Consider the following 16,098-nt stretch of genomic DNA (forward strand, 5'->3'; position numbering starts at 1 on the left):
ACTAGCTCGTCAGCGGCGGCACCGGTGTGGGCGCCGGCGCAACGGCTGACATGGCCGGCGCCTCGGGCTGCGCCGGCACCGTACTCAGCACCATCGTGCTGGGTTTGGCGATCGCGATGTGCGCCTCGTCCAGGCGCTTGAGCAGTTCGAACAGCAGCGCGCTGCGGATGCCCGACGTCAGGCGCGGCGACGAGGCAAAGCCGGTGGCGTTGAACAACAACAGGCCATTGTCGATGCCGTCCAGCTGCACATTCGGCGCCGGCGTGTCGAGCACGTCGGGATTGTCGACAAAGACGGACAGGATCAGCGCGCGCGCCACCTGCGCATCCGTGCCCAGCGGCAGCGGCAGCTTGACTTGCACCAGGCCCAGCGGATTGGCCAGGGTCACGTTGCGCACCGTCTTGGTGATGAATTCCGAGTTCGGCACGATCACCGTGGAACGGTCGCCCAATTGAATTTCCGTGGCGCGCACATTGATGCGGCGAATGTCGCCCTCTACGCCGCCTAACGACACCCAGTCGCCCACTTTCACGGGGCGCTCGGCCAGCAGGATCAGGCCGGAAACAAAGTTCTGCACCACGGCCTGCAAGCCAAAACCGATACCCACCGACAAGGCCGACGCCACCCACGCGATGCGCTCGAGGCCGATGCCGGCCGCCGACAGGGCCAGCGCCACGGCCAGCACGCCGCCGATGTAGCCGAACAGCGTGATGAACGACACTTGCATGCCCGTATCGAGATTGGTGGTCGGCAAATAACTGTTTTGCAGCCAGCGCTTGAACAGGCCCAGCGCGATAAAGCCGACAACCAGCACCAGCAGCGCCTGGATCATGGCGGCCGGGCGGATCGCCACTTCGCCGATGGCCAGGCCATCCTGCAGCTTGCCGACGCGCTGGAACAGCTCGCCCGGACCTTCGCCAAATGGCGCCAAGAGCAACATCAGAGCCAGCAGCACGACGATGGCGCGGCCGATGCCCGACAGCAGCACGGCCGCCTGGTCGCGCGCCTTGGGCGTGGCCAGCACGGGGTGAGCGGCGTCTGGCGGCGGCGGCGTGGACGCCAGCAGCATGCAGATATCGTCAACCAGCACCGTCAGCAAATAGGTGCTGCACACCACGATGATGACCCAGGCGATTTGCTTGGCGACAAAGCTGCCGAACGCCACATAGCCGACCAGCAAGCTGATGACGCTCGACGCCAGCGCCAGCCACAGCAGCACCGTGACGCAGCGCAGCCACAGCGGCGTGACGAGGGTGGCGGGATCGGCCTCGCGCAACTGGCGCCAGCAGCGCTCGGCCCGCATCAGGCCGTAGGCGATGGTCGTGCTCATCACGAGGGCGACGATGCAATTGACGGCCACGGCCGTCGACAGGCCCGCATTGATGACGATGGTGACCCGTTCCGTCGCCCACACAAGCACGACGATGAAGGAAAACATCGACGGGAAATTGCGCATGCGGTGCGCCAGCGCATCGGGCAGGGGCAGCAAGCGCCACGACACGCGGCGCGGCGACAGCAGCGCGTGGCCCAGCCCTGCCGTAAAGCCGGCAAAACAGATGATGCCGATCAAGCTGCTGAGGAAAGTCGAGGTTTTTTCGGACAGGCCGCCCTCCCAGCGCAAGCCCATGGCCAGCAATTCCGCCACCAGTCCTGGCGTCGCCAGCGCCAGCACCAGCACAGCGAGCGCATGCAGCGAGCGGCGCAAGCGGCCATGCGGCACGCGCGTGGACGTGACCACCAGCAAATAGCGCGAAATCCAGACGCTGGCGCCGATCACGGCCACGATGGCGGCCAGCAAGCCGCCCCAGGCCGACCACGGCGTGGCGCTTGCCGCATTCGCCAATTCAAGCTCCAGCGCCCGCAGGCGTTGCAGGTTCTGCGGCAATTCCGCATGCAGCTGCTTCCAGAACGAGCCGGCGAGTATCGACGCCGTGCGCTCGCCCAGGCGCGCCTGCAACTGCGCGCGGCGCACCGTCGACACCTGCTCCGACGCCTGCGTCGCTTCCACGGCCAGCAGGCGCGCCAGTTTTACTTGCGCATCGAGCGCGCTGCTGGTGCGGTCCAGCTGGCTGCGCTGCGCCGCCACGTCGGGGGCATCTTTGATCCCCGCCGCCGGCTTGCCCAGCTCGGCCAGCCGCGCCTGCACGCTGGTGAGCGTGGGCGCGAGCGCGTCGGCCACCTTGTCCGCCTCGGCGCTGGCCGCCAGCGCATCGGCGCGCATCTGCGACAGGGTCGCGTCATCGAGCTCCGCCTCGCCATCGAGCGCCTTTTGAATACCGGTGATCTGCTTGCGCAAGCCATCGAGTCGCTGGTCGGCCGTGGCGGCATCGTCGACGGGCTGCGACCAGGCGGGCGGCGGGGCCAGCGAGCAGGCCAGCAACAACGCCAGCAGGAAGGGGAAGAAACGGAGACGGAAAGAAGTCATGCGGACCTAAGGCTGAAAATGGAAAAAATTGCCGAATCGGCGGCGACGCCGGTCATGGCCTGCTGCCCGGCGGGTGCCTGCCAATATAGCTGAAAACACGCGCAAGCCGCAGAACAGGCGGAACCGGCGTGCATCCAAGGGGGCGACTAGGCATATTGCCCTATGGAAATATCACCTGAAAAGGTCTAGGATCGTCCTCCGCTTGGCGGCGCGGCCCCCAATCCGCAGCCGCCGACCTTTTGACCATTCCCTCCGTATTGAGACCGCCATGAAGTTTTTATCCAACCTGACCATCGGCACCCGCCTCGCCGTGGGCTTTGGCGCCATCGGCGCCATGCTGATCATCATCTCCTGCCTGGGCATTGCCATGCTGGGCAAGATCAACCAGGGCACCGGCCATATCGTGCATGACAGCATGCCGAAGATTGAGCTCGCCAACAGCGTATCGGCCAACATCAACGACATCGCCATTGCCTTGCGCAACATGATGCTCAGCGCCGATCCGGCCGACCAGCGCAAGCAAACGGACGCCATCCTGGCCGCGCGCCAGGCGGCGGCCGGCAATCTCGGCAAGCTCGCGAACATGCTCGATTCGGAGCGTGAACGCGCGCTGCTGGCCAAGATGAACGATGCCAACACGCGCTACGCGCAGGGGCAGGAGGCCTTGCTGGAACTGATCAGGAGCGGCACGCCGGACGACAGCAGCGCCTACCTGTACGGCCAGCTGCGCCCCGTCTTGCTCGTCTACAAGCAATTGATTGCTGAACAGATCAGCTTGCAAAACACCCTGGCCAACACGGCGGGCGACAATGCCAATGCGACCTATGCCAACACGCGCACCTTGCTAATCGGCATGTCGCTGGCGGCCTTGGCCATCGCAGCGGCCTTGGCGTATGGCATCACGCGCTCGATCACCGGCCCCGTCGCCACGGCGCTGCAAGTGGCCAACACGGTGGCCGCGGGCGATTTGCGCAGCCACATCACAGTGCAGTCGCGCGATGAAATGGGACAGTTGTTGCAGGCGCTCAAGCGCATGAACGACAACCTGGCGCAAACGGTGGGCACGGTGCGTGCCGGCACGGAAACGATCGCCTCGGCCTCGTCCGAAGTAGCGGCGGGCAGCCTGGACCTGTCTGCGCGCACGGAGCAGCAAGCCAGTTCGCTGGAAGAGACGGCGTCATCCATGGAAGAGCTGACCTCGACCGTCAAGCAGAATGCCGACAATGCGCGCCAGGCGCATGTGCTGGCCGACACGGCTTCCGGCGTGGCGCAACGGGGCGGCGCCGTCATCGCGCAAGTGGTGGCGACCATGCGGCAAATCGACGCCTCGTCGAACAAGATCGCGGACATCATCGGCGTCATCGATGGCATCGCCTTCCAGACCAACATTCTGGCCTTGAACGCGGCCGTGGAAGCGGCGCGTGCGGGCGAGCAGGGCCGTGGCTTCGCCGTCGTGGCCACGGAAGTGCGCAGCCTGGCGCACCGCTCGGCTGCCGCGGCCAAGGAAATCAAGACCCTGATCGACGACTCGACCCAAAGCGTGGCGGCCGGCAGCGAGCTCGTGCATCAAGCCGGCAACACCATGACCGATCTGGTCGACAGCGTGCGCCGCGTTACCGACATTATGGAAGAAATCACCTCGGCCAGCGCGGAACAGACGGCCGGCATCGAGCAAATCAACCAGGCCATCAGCGAAATGGACAACGTCACCCAGCAAAACGCGGCCCTGGTGGAAGAGTCGGCGGCAGCAGCAGCGGCCATGCAGGAGCAGGCGGCCACCCTGGCGCAGGTGGTGAGCGCATTTAAACTGGGCGGCGTGCCAGCGGCGACCTTGCCAACGCCTGCCGCGCGGCCAGCGGCCGGCACGGCAATGCGCGTGGCCGTGACAGCGGCGCCGCAACGCGCCTGCGCGCCGGCACAGTGGGAGGAATTCTAGAATAGCGCGACGACGGATCACATGAACATAAGATTGAATTTAATCGTATTAAATTCAGTTTTATGTTCACTTTAAAAATCAACTGCGGCGTTCATACTCTTCCAATTAAAGACCACAATCCGCCGGCCGCCGCGACATCACGCGCGACGCCATGCTGCGCGACGTGGCCCGTTTCGGCTTCGCCAGGTACCAACAGGCGGAAGAGTATGCCGATGCCCTGCTGGCGCGCATCAAGAAAGCTCTTCGCAGGTGGCGCCGCTGCTGAACGCAGCCTTGCGGGCACGGATGGGGGAGCGCTTGCGGGTGATGCTGCTGCGCCTGGCTTAGGCGCAGGCGTAACTTCACCAGCCGGCTAGGAAAGCTCTCCGCGAATGATTGCCGCGCCTGCGCTGAGCGCATTCAACTTGCCTCTTGCTACCCGGCGAGCCAAGGGCGCCATGCCGCAGTTGGTCGAAGGATAGAGTTTGTCGGCATCGACAAAGCGCAGCGCTTTGCGCAAGGTGTTGGCGACTTCCTCCGGCGTTTCAATCGTATTGCTGGCCACGTCGATGGCCCCGACCATCACCTTCTTGCCGCGAATGAGTTCAATCAGGTCGATGGGCACACGCGAGTTGTGGCATTCGAGCGAGATGATGTCGATATTCGATTTCTGCAGCTTCGGGAAAGACTCTTCATATTGACGCCACTCGGACCCCAGCGTATTTTTCCAGTCCGTATTGGCCTTGATGCCGTAGCCGTAGCAAATATGGACGGCCGTTTCGCACTTGAGTCCTTCGATCGCCCTTTCCAGGGTGGCAATCCCCCAGTCATTGACCTCATCAAAGAAGACATTGAATGCGGGTTCGTCAAACTGGATGATGTCGACGCCGGCCGCCTCCAGTTCCCTCGCTTCCTGATTGAGTATCTTGGCAAATTCCCAGGCCAGTTTTTCACGGCTCTTGTAGTGGCTGTCATACAGCGTATCGATCATCGTCATCGGGCCTGGCAGGGCCCATTTGATCGGCTGCTTGGTTTGCTGGCGTAAAAACCTGGCGTCGTCCACGAAAACCGGCTTGGTGCGGCTCACGGCGCCCACGACGGTCGGCACGCTCGCATCGTAGCGGTCACGTATCCTGACGGTCTCGCGTTTGTCAAAATCCACGCCGCTCAGATGCTCGATAAACGTGGTGACGAAATGCTGGCGGGTTTGCTCGCCGTCACTGACGATATCGATGCCTGCCTGCTGCTGTTCCTGCAGTGACAAACGCAGAGCATCCTGTTTGCCCTCGATCAATTCCTCGTCCTGTAATTTCCACGGCGACCACAGCTTTTCAGGCTGTGCCAGCCAGGAAGGTTTGGGCAAGCTGCCGGCAGTGGAAGTAGGCAATAATTTTTTCATGATGAATGCTTTCGTTTATTTTTTTAATCAGAGCGCGTAGTTGGCAGACCATTGTTCAAGAATATTCTTGTATGGCTTGATGAAGTGCTCTTCCGTATATTTGCCCTGCTTGACCGCCAGCTGGCTGCGCTCTTCCCGGTCATAGACAATTTGCGTCAATGAGTAATCCTGGTTCTTCAGGCTGGGCTGATACAACTTCCCCGCCGCGGAATTGGCGTTGTAAATTTCGGGCCGGTAGATCTTTTGGAACGTTTCCATCGTGCTGATGGTGCCGATCAGCTCAAGATTGCTGTAGTCGCCCAGCAGGTCGCCGATAAAATAAAAAGCCAGCGGCGCGGAGCTGTTGGGCGGCATGAAATAGCGCACCTGCATCCCCATCTTTTCGAAATATTCATCGGTCGACGAGAACTCATTTTGTTGGTACTCGACGCCCAGGATGGGGTGCTGGTTTTCAGTGCGCTGATAGGTCTTGCTGCTCGAGGCGCTGATGCAGATAACGGGCGGCTTGCTGAAGTGCGCTTTATAGGTGTCTGACCTGACAAAGTGCTTGAACAGCTTGCCATGGAAATCGCCGAAGTTGTCCGGCGTGCCAAACGTGGATTTATTATTGTTGTGCTCTGGCAGCAGCACGCTGAAGTCGTAATCGCGCACGTAGGAGGAGAAGTTATTCCCGGCAATGCCATCGATGCGCTCATTGGTTTTTTTATCGATGATGTTCGGCTTCAATATCTCGATCAATGGAATATTGTCGCCTTCGGCATCGATATTCAACGCGACGGAAATGATTTCAAGCTCGACGGAGTAGCGGTCTGCCTTCGGGTTGTCCCAATGCGCCAGATTGTTGAAGCGGCTGTCGATCATTTTCAAGGTATTGCGCAAGTTCTCCTGGCGACGCTCTCCCCGGGCCAGATTGGCAAAGTTGGTCGTCAATCGCGTGCTGTCCGATGGGTGATAGTTTTCATCGAAAACAATGCTCTTGATGCTGAATACAAAATCTTTGCTCATGGTGATCTGTCCTGATGTCTGCGAAAAGGTGAATATGTTGATTGACCGTGGTGATGCGTATCAGGCCGCGACCAGCTCTTCAGCGGTGGCGGATCTCGCATGGCGCGTCAAGCCGATCAAGGGCAATGCCCGTTGCACCGCCAAGGTGGCGCGCTGGATCAGGGCCTCGTCCTGCAGGCGGTAGTTGGTAAAGTCCTTGTCGGTCGCGTAGACGCCCAGCGGCAATGTGCGTGCCTGGAAAAAGCTGAACAGCGGCCGCAACTGGTGGTCGATCATCAGGGCATGGCGCTCGCTGCCGCCGGTGGCCGCCAGCAAGACGGGCTTGTCGATCAAGGCGTCCTGGTCAATGAAATCGAAGAAGTGCTTGAACAGGCCAGTGTACGAGCCGCGATAGACCGGTGTCGCCACCACCAGGATGTCCGCTTGCTCGACCGCCGCGAGTTCCCGCTCCACCGCCTCGGGCAGATGGGAGCGCCAGGTTGCGCCGGCCAGCTGCGGCGCGAGCTGCCCCAGTTCGACCAGGCGTTGTTCGCACAGCACTTCCTCAGCGATCAGGTCCATCAGGTGCTCGGCCAGGGCTGCTGCCTTGGAAGGGCGTTGCAGCCCGCCGGAAACGGCGACTAAGCGAAGTGGACGTGTCATGTTTGCTTTCAAATGGGTGATGCGGGCGGGCCGACAAATGCCAGCAGCAAGGGTAGGGATGATAACGGCGGGGATCGATGAAGTATAATGGTCTTATTTCATACATCCATGAATATGGCTCATTCCAATGCTTGAACGCATTCACCTCAGCATCGTCCAGCAAGTCGAAAAGCAAGGGTCCTTGACGGCCGCCGCAGGCGTGCTGAACCTGACCCAGTCGGCCTTGAGCCACAGCATGAAGAAGCTGGAGCAGCAACTGGGCACCGACGTCTGGCTGCGCGAAGGGCGCAACCTGCGCCTGACGCAGGCCGGCCAGTATTTGCTGGCGGTGGCGAACCGGGTGCTGCCGCAACTGGACCTGGCCGAAGAGCGCCTGGGCCAGTTCGCGCAGGGCGAGCGCGGCGCGCTGCGCATCGGCATGGAATGCCATCCTTGCTACCAGTGGCTGCTCAAGGTAGTGTCTCCCTATCTGGCCGCATGGCCCGACGTGGATGTGGACGTCAAGCAGAAGTTTCAGTTCGGCGGGATCGGCGCGCTGTTCGGCTACGAGATCGACTTGCTGGTCACGCCCGACCCGCTGTACAAGCCGGGGCTGGCATTCGAGCCCGTGTTCGACTACGAGCAGGTGCTCGTCGTGGCCAAGGGTCATGCCCTGGCGTCGGCAGCCTATGTGAAGCCCCAGCAGCTGACACAGGAAGTGCTGATCAGCTACCCCGTGGACATCGAGCGCCTGGACATCTACAACCAGTTCCTGTTGCCGGCCGGCGTCACGCCCAAGCGCCACAAAGCCATCGAAACGACCGACATCATGTTGCAGATGGTGGCCAGCGGCCGCGGCGTGGCCGCCCTGCCGCGCTGGCTGGTCGAGGAATACGCTACCAAGATGGACGTGGTGCCTGTGCGGCTGGGCCCGCGCGGCATCGCCAAGCAGATCTTCCTGGGGGCACGCGAGACGGACACCGCCATCGACTACGTCAAGGCCTTCATCGCCATGGCGCAAGGAAGCTAAGGTAAAACCCTTGATGCATCACGATATGCGCAAGCCGGTCAGCAACATCACGCACGCCTATTCGATGGAAGCCAGTACGAAGGACATTGCTGCTTTGAGCGCGGCGGCGCCCCGGATATTGCCCGGGTCCACCATTGCCATTCCCTACCTGGCTCGCGAGGATGACGACGCGCGGCTGGCCGCGGCGCGGGCTGTGCGCAGACTCGGCTTTGAGCCCATGCCGCACTTGTCAGCGCGCCGTATCGCTTCGCTCGCCGGCTTGGAGTCCTTCGTGCAGCGCGCGGCCGTTGAAGCAGGCGTCGAGCGCTGCTTCGTCATCGCTGGCGATCCACCCACACCGATGGGGCCGTTTGCCGACAGTGCCGCGCTGATCGACACAGGCGTTTTCGAGCGCGCGGGCATGAAGGTGATCGGCGTGGGTGGCCACCCGGAAGGCCATCCGGTGATGAGCAAGGCTGAACAGTGGGAGGTGCTTGAACGCAAGTGCCACAACATCGAGATGCGCGGCATGACGCCCTTGATCGTCACCCAGTTCGCCTTTGATGCCGACATCGTGTTGACGTGGCTGGAAGCGCTGCGCGCGCATGGCATCAACCATCCCGTGCGCGTGGGCGTACCAGGCCCCGCGAGCATCGCGGTGCTGGCGCGCTATGCCGCAGTATGCGGCGTGGGCGCCTGCGCATCGATGTGGTCCAAATACGGCGTCTCGATCGGCAAGCTGTTCGGCACGGCAGGCCCCGATCTGTTTGTAGATCGCCTGGCCGCCGGCCTGACAGCAGCACATGGCGAGGTCAGCCTGCATTTCTTTCCATTTGGCGGCATCGTACAGTCGGTGAAGTGGATAGAGCAATACCGTGCTCGTACCGACCCAGGCCTTTGAGCATCCTGTGCGACGACCGCCGCTCTGGTGACATTGCGCCACCAGAGCAATACACCATCGGCCCTGCTTACTCCACCGTCACCGACTTGGCCAGATTGCGTGGCTTGTCCACGTCCGTACCGCGTGCCAGCGCCGTGTGATACGCCAGCAATTGCAGCGCCACCACGTGCAGGATCGGCGACAAATCGCCGTAGTGCTCAGGCAGGCGGATGACGTGCAGGCCTTCGCCGGAGCTGATGCGCGAATCGACGTCGGCGAAGACGTACAGTTGGCCGCCGCGGGCGCGCACTTCCTGCATGTTCGATTTCAGCTTTTCGATCAGGGCGTCGTTTGGCGCGATGGTGACGACCGGCATTTCATTTGTCACCAGGGCCAGCGGGCCGTGCTTCAATTCGCCGGCTGGATACGCTTCGGCGTGAATGTACGAGATTTCCTTCAGTTTCAGCGCGCCTTCCAGGGCGATCGGGTAGTGCATGCCGCGACCGAGGAAGAGGGCGTTTTCCTTGCGCGCGAATTCTTCGGACCAGGCGATGATTTGCGGTTCCAGCGCCAGCACGGAAGCAATCGCGACGGGCAGGTGGCGCATGGCTTTCAGGTGCGCCGCTTCCTGCTCTTCGGAGAGGTGGCCATTGACTTGCGCCAAGCACAAGGTCAGCAGGAACAAGCCGGCCAGCTGCGTCGTGAACGCTTTGGTGGATGCCACGCCCACTTCCACGCCAGCGCGCGTGATGTAGGCCAAGGCGCATTCGCGCACCATGGCGCTGGTGGCCACGTTGCATATGGTCAAGGTGTGCAGCATGCCCAGGCTGCGCGCGTGTTTCAGGGCGGCCAGGGTGTCGGCCGTTTCGCCGCTTTGCGAAATGGTCACCACCAGTGTATTCGGATTCGGCACGCTGTCGCGGTAGCGGTATTCGCTGGCCACTTCCACGCTGACGGGTACCTTGGCGATCGACTCGATCCAATATTTCGCCGTCATGCCCGCGTACGAGCTGGTGCCGCAGGCCAGGATCAGCACGCGGTCGATCTGCTTGAAGATTTTATAGGCGCCGTCGCCGAACAGTTCCGGCATGATGCCCGTCACACCTTCCAAGGTGTCGCCGATGGCGCGCGGCTGCTCGAAGATTTCCTTCTGCATGTAGTGGCGGTACGGGCCCAGCTCGGCCGCGCCCGTGTGCGCATGCACGGTTTTCACTTCGCGCTCGACGGGTTTGCCATCGACGTCGACGATCCAGCAGCGCGACAGTTGCAGGTCGACCACGTCGCCTTCTTCCAGGTAGATGATCTGGTCCGTCGTGCCGGCCAGCGCCATGGCGTCGGACGCGACAAAGTTTTCACCATTGCCCAGGCCGACGATCAGGGGCGAACCCTGGCGCGCGGCGACCACGCGGTGTGGTTCGTCGCGGCAGAACACGGCAATCGCATACGCGCCATCAAGGCGTTTCACGGCTTGCTGCACGGTCTCGAACAGGTCGCCGTTATACATGTGCTCGACCAGGTGGGCAATCACTTCCGTGTCCGTCTGGCTCTGGAAGACGTAGCCGAGGGCCGTCAGTTCGGCGCGCAGTTCGTCGTGGTTTTCGATGATACCGTTATGCACCAGCGCCACGCGGGCGTTCTCTTCCGTTGGTGAGAAGTGCGGGTGGGCATTGAAGGAGACAGGGGCGCCGTGCGTGGCCCAGCGCGTATGGGCGATGCCCGTAAAACCGCTCAAGCCTTCTTCGGCGATCTGCTTTTCCAGCTCGGCCACGCGCGAGGTGGAGCGCGAGCGCTGCAAGCGGCCATCCGCATGCAGGGCGATGCCGCAGGAATCGTAGCCGCGGTATTCCAGGCGCTTCAAGCCTTCGACCAGGATGGGAGTGATATTACGTTGCGCTACTGCGCCGACGATGCCGCACATGGAAACCTCTGTCTAAAAATTCATCAATGCATGCATGCTAATGCAGAGCGCGTGAAATATGCTTTCTAAATCCGTGTATATTTGACTGAATATTTCACCTCTATTTTATGATGAAATATTATTTCATTTAAACTCGATATATTATCTAATTCATCAAGACCATGAGCGAAGACAACATTACCCTCGACGAAATCGATCATCGCATCCTGAACGCCTTGCAAATTGATGCATCGCAAACCAACAGTGAACTGGCGCGCTCGGTGCACGTCTCGGCGCCCACGTGTTTGCGGCGGGTCAAGCATTTACGGGAAAGCGGCGTCATCGAGCGGCAAGTGGCCATCGTCGCGCCGCAGCTGGTGGGCGCGCGCTTGACGGCCATCGTGGAAATCACGCTCGACGTACAGGCGGCGGAGCGCATGGCGGAATTCGAGCAGCTGGTGGCGCAGGAAGCGGCCGTGCTGCAATGCTACCGCGTCTCGCCCGGGCCCGACTTCGTGCTGATGGTGCAAGTGGCCGACATGCCCGCCTACCACGCGCTGGCGCACCGCCTGTTTGCCGCGCACGCGAATGTGCGCAACGTGAAAAGCTATTTTTCCACCTTTCGCAGCAAATTCGAGACGCGCATCGCGGTATGAAGCAAGCGGACAGAGAAGTTATCCCTGCTTATCCTTCGCTTTTCACGTGCTTATACACAAGTTTATCCACAGTATAAAAATCGCGGATTTTCACGGCTGCCACATCCGGCCTCGCAGGAGGCCGTTCAATAAATGTGTAGCTACTGCCGTGTAAAAACTTATCCCGGCTTATCCATCGCTTGTCCATGCTTTAAGCACAGGCTTTTGCACAGCTTTACCCACAGCCAGCATTGACGAATAACTCTTGAATATCCTTATAATACAATGACTTATAAGTTATCCATCACTTATCCGCAGATTGCACACAAGCTTATCCACAGTCCAGGCAAGCAAAAAACCAGCGATACTTTTTCAGCCTGCCCGGACTGGCTTGTACGCTGGAACGGCAAGCTGGGCCAGAAAACTTATCCCGTCTTTTCCACAGGTTCTTTACCGTTTATACGCAGCTTATACCGGGCTTATCCATCACTTGTCCGCATGCTTGTTCACATGCTTATCCACACACAACAATACGGAGAAAATACGGGATGGGAAAAATGGTCGGACTTATCCCGGGTTGTCAGCTAACTCTCCACAGGATTATCCACAGGCGTAAAAAAACGCCGTCAGCCCGGACAGGCTGACGGCGTCATGCGTACCGAGGGCGGTGCGCTTACTTCTTGATTTTCACGGGACGCGTCCAGCCGTCAATCGTGACCTGGCGCGCGCGCGAGACGGTCAGCTTGCCCGCTGGCGCATCTTTCGACAAGGTCGTGCCGGCGCCCAAGGTAGCGCCTTTGCCGACGGTGACGGGCGCGATCAGCTGGCTGTCGCTGCCAATGAAGGCGTCGTCTTCAATCACCGTGCGGAACTTGTTCACGCCATCGTAGTTGCAGGTAATCGTGCCGGCGCCGATGTTGACCTTCGAGCCGATGGTGGCGTCGCCGATGTAGGCCAGGTGATTCGCCTTGCTGTGCGCGGCGATCTGGCTGTTTTTCACCTCGACGAAGTTACCGATGTGCACGTCTTCCGCCAGGACCGTGCCCGGGCGCAGGCGCGCGTACGGGCCGATGATGGAAGCGGCGCCGACGATGGCGTCCTCGATATGGCAGAAGGGCTTGATGTGCGCGCCGGGCGCCACCGTGGCGTTGATGAAGACGTTGTTGGCGCCCACGCGCACGCCGTCGCCCAGTTCGACTCTGCCTTCAAATACGCAGCCGACGTCGATGGTGACATCGCGGCCGCAAATGAGTTCGCCGCGCACGTCGATGCGGGCCGGGTCAAACAGGGTCACACCACGCTCGAGCAGCGCTTGCGCGATATTGTTCTGGTGGATGCGTTCCAGCTGGGCCAGCTGCACCTTGCTGTTGACGCCCGCCACTTCCCACACGGCGGCAGGATGCGCCGAGGTGACGGCCACGCCGTCAGCGACTGCCTGGGCAACGATATCGGTCAGATAGTATTCCCCTTGCGCATTGTCATTCGACAAGGCCGACAACCATTGCTTCAGGGCCACGGTGGGCGCGACCATGATGCCGCTGTTGATTTCCTTGATGGCGCGCTCTGCTGGCGTGGCATCTTTTTCCTCGACGATGCGCACGATGGCGCCGTGCTCGCGCACGATGCGGCCCAGGCCGAAAGGATCGTCCTGTTCCACGGTCAAAATGGCCAGCTTATCGTTACCAGCCGCCTGCACCAGCTGCTGCAGGGAAGCGGCGCTGGTCAGCGGCACGTCGCCGTACAGGATCAGGGTCGGCACGCTGTCGTCCAGCAAAGGCAGCGCTTGCTGCACGGCATGGCCTGTGCCCAGCTGCTGCGCCTGCTCAGCGGCATCGATCTGCACGGCATGGTTCACCTTGTAGCCGTCGAGCAACTTCAGCACCGCTGCGCCCCCATGCCCGTAAATCACGCATAATCGGGACGGCGCCAGGCCGCGCGCCGTGTCGATGACGTGCGACAACAATGGCTTGCCCGCCAACGAGTGCAATACCTTGGGCAGTGCCGACTGCATGCGTTTGCCCATACCGGCAGCGAGAATGACAACGTTCATAGACCGTCTTTTATAAGTTAAGAATATGAAAAAGTTTAACACGCAGGCCCCATTCTCCAGCCGCTTTCGTTACGCCGTGCTGGCCATGCTTTTCATTATCGTCGCAGGCTGCAGCGGCTTGCGCCTGGCCTACAACAATGGCGATACCGTGCTGTACTGGTGGCTGAACGCGTATGTCGACCTGGACCGCGACCAGAAAGGCTGGGTGCGCGAGGATATCGACAAGCTGTTCGACTGGCACCGCAAGACGCAATTGAAGGATTACGTGGAAATCCTGCGCACGGGCCAGAAGCAGCTGCAAGGCAATATCACGCAGGCGGACCTGATGGCCGATTACAGCGAGATCAAGCAGCGCACCCAGGCGCTGCTGCTGAAAGCGGCGCCCGAACTGGCCGACCTGGCCCGTTCGCTCAAGCCCGAGCAGATCGCGCAGATGGAAAAGAAGTTCAAGTCGAACAATGATGATTACCGCAAGAAATATCTGAGCGGCGACCAGGAGAAGCGCCAGCAACTGCGCTACAAGAAAGCCATGGAGCAATTCGAACTGTGGTTCGGCAGCTTCAGCAGCGAGCAGGAAGCCATCATCCGCAAGGCGTCCGACGCGCGTCCGCTGAACAATGAGATCTGGCTCGACGAACGCATGCGGCGCCAGCAGAATGTGTTGAACCTGGTCAAGAAGGTCCACCAGGAAAAACTCGGCAAGGACGCCACCGTGGGCTTGGTCACGACCCTGATCAAGGACAGTTTCGAGCGCCTGGAACATTCGGAGCGCAAGGCTTTCTTCGATGCCTACGAAAGCAGCACGGCGCAGATGGTCATGACGGTGATCAAGATCGCCACGCCGGCGCAAAAGACCCACGCCGTCAAGCGCATGCAGGGCTGGATCGACGATTTCAATTCCCTGGCCACGCAACCCAAATAGCGGGGCAGCGCCAGCAGGGGGGAGGGGGCCATATGCTATAGTGGCCGCCATCGAATTGAAGAAATCCCCATGCAAAAGAAGATTAAAAAACCCGCCAAAGTCCCCGTCCACCACGCGCCGCCACCGAACCAGGTGCGCATCATCGGCGGCCAGTGGAAACGCTCCGTGCTGCCTGTTTTGCAGGCACTCGGTTTGCGCCCGACACCGGACCGCGTGCGCGAAACCGTATTTAACTGGATCAATCATTTGCGCGACGGCGACTGGGCCAACGCCCAGGTGCTGGACCTGTTCGCCGGCAGCGGCGCGCTGGGCTTCGAAGCGGCCAGCCGCGGCGCCGCGTCCGTCACCATGGTCGACACGCACACGCCCGTGATCCGCCAGCTGGAAGAGAACAAGACGAAATTGCGCGCTGATAATGTCCAGCTGCTGCGCGGCGACGCCCTGCTGACGGCGCAGGGCCTGGCAGCGCGCGGCCAGCGCTTCGACCTGATCTTCCTCGATCCGCCTTACCAGCAGGATTTCCTCGCAAAAGTGCTGCCGCTGTGCGCCAATCTGCTCAAGGAAGGCGGCATCGTCTACGCGGAATCGGGCTTGCCGCTGGTCTTCGATGAAGCGAGCGCACTGGAAAAACCGGAATGGATGGCGCCGTGGGAAGTCATCCGCGCCGACAAGGCGGGCACCGTTTATTATCATTTGCTAACTTACAACAAAGTGCCGGCAACTGCCTGAATCTGCCTATAAATGAGGCAAAAAGGCTCCCTAGCCCGAGGCGCAGCACCAATTTCAGGCATAATGCGCGTCTATATTGGTGCATCGTCAGGGAGCCGCAATGGTTGTAGCCGTTTATCCAGGAACATTCGATCCGCTCACGCGTGGTCATGAAGATTTGGTGCGCCGCGCATCGGGTCTGTTTGACAAGCTGATCGTCGGTGTGGCCGACAGCAAGAACAAGCAACCGTTTTTCTCGCTCGACGAACGCCTGGAAATCGCCAACGAAGTGCTTGGCCACTATCCGAATGTGCAAGTGGAAAGCTTTTCCGGCTTGCTCAAGGATTTCGTGCGCAAGCATGAGGCGCGTGTCATCGTGCGCGGCTTGCGCGCCGTTTCCGACTTCGAATACGAATTCCAGATGGCGGGCATGAACCGCTACCTGTTGCCCGATGTCGAAACCATGTTCCTGACGCCGTCCGACCAGTACCAGTTCATTTCGGGCACCATCGTGCGCGAAATCGCGGCGCTGGGCGGCGACGTCTCCAAGTTTGTCTTCCCCTCGGTGAACCGCTGGCTGCAAAACAAGATTGCCGCCAACGCTGCCTCATCGCAATAAGTAAGAGTGAAAT

13 protein-coding genes are annotated in these 16,098 nt (G+C 60.8%); 7 read left to right on the forward strand and 6 right to left on the reverse strand.

All coding sequences use genetic code 11. The features are described from left to right. Nucleotide 1 precedes the first annotated feature (1 nt). Entirely contained in the window at nt 2-2,425 is a 2,424-nt protein-coding gene (locus V3C40_RS18080) for a DUF3772 domain-containing protein (RefSeq protein WP_331778179.1), read from the reverse strand. Nucleotides 2,426-2,693: 268 nt separating this feature from the next. Here V3C40_RS18080 and V3C40_RS18085 point away from each other — a divergent pair, with 268 nt between their 5' ends. Further along, on the forward strand, nt 2,694-4,361 hold the full coding sequence (locus tag V3C40_RS18085) for a methyl-accepting chemotaxis protein (protein ID WP_331778180.1): 1,668 nt from the start codon (nt 2,694-2,696) through the stop codon (nt 4,359-4,361). A 352-nt stretch (nt 4,362-4,713) separates the two neighbouring features. Here V3C40_RS18085 and V3C40_RS18090 read toward each other — a convergent pair whose 3' ends face one another. The 3 genes from V3C40_RS18090 to msuE are packed head-to-tail and all read right to left on the reverse strand — an operon-like array spanning nt 4,714 to nt 7,386. Further along, nucleotides 4,714-5,739, reverse strand: coding sequence for a methionine synthase (locus V3C40_RS18090; protein ID WP_331778181.1), 1,026 nt, complete (start codon nt 5,737-5,739; stop codon nt 4,714-4,716). 27 nt (nt 5,740-5,766) lie between these two features. Then, a complete protein-coding gene (locus tag V3C40_RS18095; protein ID WP_331778182.1) occupies nt 5,767-6,744 on the reverse strand; it encodes a DUF1852 domain-containing protein in 978 nt (325 codons plus the stop codon). A gap of 60 nt (nt 6,745-6,804) precedes the next feature. Further along, entirely contained in the window at nt 6,805-7,386 is a 582-nt protein-coding gene (gene msuE, locus V3C40_RS18100) for an FMN reductase (protein ID WP_331778183.1), read from the reverse strand. Nucleotides 7,387-7,513: 127 nt separating this feature from the next. On the opposite strand from msuE, the gene V3C40_RS18105 reads away from it, so the two are divergent. Beyond that, entirely contained in the window at nt 7,514-8,395 is an 882-nt protein-coding gene (locus V3C40_RS18105) for a LysR family transcriptional regulator (protein ID WP_331778184.1), read from the forward strand. A gap of 13 nt (nt 8,396-8,408) precedes the next feature. Beyond that, nucleotides 8,409-9,275: a methylenetetrahydrofolate reductase gene (locus tag V3C40_RS18110; RefSeq protein WP_331778293.1), complete on the forward strand. Its 867-nt coding sequence runs from the start codon at nt 8,409-8,411 to the stop codon at nt 9,273-9,275. Nucleotides 9,276-9,342: 67 nt separating this feature from the next. Here the strand turns inward: V3C40_RS18110 and glmS are convergent, their stop codons facing one another. Continuing rightward, nucleotides 9,343-11,172, reverse strand: a complete 1,830-nt coding sequence (glmS, locus tag V3C40_RS18115; protein WP_331778185.1) for a glutamine--fructose-6-phosphate transaminase (isomerizing) — start codon at nt 11,170-11,172, stop codon at nt 9,343-9,345. Nucleotides 11,173-11,333: 161 nt separating this feature from the next. Between glmS and V3C40_RS18120 the strand changes: the two genes are divergently transcribed. Beyond that, nucleotides 11,334-11,807 carry an Lrp/AsnC family transcriptional regulator gene (locus V3C40_RS18120; protein ID WP_331778186.1) on the forward strand — a complete coding sequence of 158 codons (474 nt, stop codon included), beginning with the start codon at nt 11,334-11,336 and terminating at the stop codon, nt 11,805-11,807. A 652-nt stretch (nt 11,808-12,459) separates the two neighbouring features. Here V3C40_RS18120 and glmU read toward each other — a convergent pair. Next, on the reverse strand, nt 12,460-13,836 hold the full coding sequence (gene glmU, locus V3C40_RS18125; RefSeq protein ID WP_072456029.1) for a bifunctional UDP-N-acetylglucosamine diphosphorylase/glucosamine-1-phosphate N-acetyltransferase GlmU: 1,377 nt from the start codon (nt 13,834-13,836) through the stop codon (nt 12,460-12,462). Nucleotides 13,837-13,861: 25 nt separating this feature from the next. Between glmU and V3C40_RS18130 the strand changes: the two genes are divergently transcribed. From V3C40_RS18130 to coaD, 3 genes are all read left to right on the forward strand, one after another. After that, entirely contained in the window at nt 13,862-14,758 is an 897-nt protein-coding gene (locus V3C40_RS18130; protein WP_072456027.1) for a DUF6279 family lipoprotein, read from the forward strand. Nucleotides 14,759-14,827: 69 nt separating this feature from the next. After that, entirely contained in the window at nt 14,828-15,487 is a 660-nt protein-coding gene (gene rsmD, locus V3C40_RS18135) for a 16S rRNA (guanine(966)-N(2))-methyltransferase RsmD (protein WP_152988600.1), read from the forward strand. Nucleotides 15,488-15,587: 100 nt separating this feature from the next. Continuing rightward, a complete protein-coding gene (gene coaD, locus V3C40_RS18140) occupies nt 15,588-16,085 on the forward strand; it encodes a pantetheine-phosphate adenylyltransferase (RefSeq protein WP_034752633.1) in 498 nt (165 codons plus the stop codon). The last annotated feature ends 13 nt before the right edge of the window (nt 16,086-16,098 follow it).

The organism is Janthinobacterium sp. LS2A, from assembly GCF_036543145.1.
Classification (GTDB): Bacteria; Pseudomonadota; Gammaproteobacteria; order Burkholderiales; family Burkholderiaceae_D; genus Janthinobacterium; species Janthinobacterium aestuarii.

Coding starts and splice junctions, on each gene's coding strand:
- V3C40_RS18080 (WP_331778179.1), bottom strand. CDS start 2,425: ATGACTTCTTTCCGTCTCCGTTTCTTCCCCTTCCTGCTGGCGTTGTTG.
- V3C40_RS18085 (WP_331778180.1), top strand. CDS start 2,694: ATGAAGTTTTTATCCAACCTGACCATCGGCACCCGCCTCGCCGTGGGC.
- V3C40_RS18090 (WP_331778181.1), bottom strand. CDS start 5,739: ATGAAAAAATTATTGCCTACTTCCACTGCCGGCAGCTTGCCCAAACCT.
- V3C40_RS18095 (WP_331778182.1), bottom strand. CDS start 6,744: ATGAGCAAAGATTTTGTATTCAGCATCAAGAGCATTGTTTTCGATGAA.
- msuE (WP_331778183.1), bottom strand. CDS start 7,386: ATGACACGTCCACTTCGCTTAGTCGCCGTTTCCGGCGGGCTGCAACGC.
- V3C40_RS18105 (WP_331778184.1), top strand. CDS start 7,514: ATGCTTGAACGCATTCACCTCAGCATCGTCCAGCAAGTCGAAAAGCAA.
- V3C40_RS18110 (WP_331778293.1), top strand. CDS start 8,409: ATGCATCACGATATGCGCAAGCCGGTCAGCAACATCACGCACGCCTAT.
- glmS (WP_331778185.1), bottom strand. CDS start 11,172: ATGTGCGGCATCGTCGGCGCAGTAGCGCAACGTAATATCACTCCCATC.
- V3C40_RS18120 (WP_331778186.1), top strand. CDS start 11,334: ATGAGCGAAGACAACATTACCCTCGACGAAATCGATCATCGCATCCTG.
- glmU (WP_072456029.1), bottom strand. CDS start 13,836: ATGAACGTTGTCATTCTCGCTGCCGGTATGGGCAAACGCATGCAGTCG.
- V3C40_RS18130 (WP_072456027.1), top strand. CDS start 13,862: ATGAAAAAGTTTAACACGCAGGCCCCATTCTCCAGCCGCTTTCGTTAC.
- rsmD (WP_152988600.1), top strand. CDS start 14,828: ATGCAAAAGAAGATTAAAAAACCCGCCAAAGTCCCCGTCCACCACGCG.
- coaD (WP_034752633.1), top strand. CDS start 15,588: ATGGTTGTAGCCGTTTATCCAGGAACATTCGATCCGCTCACGCGTGGT.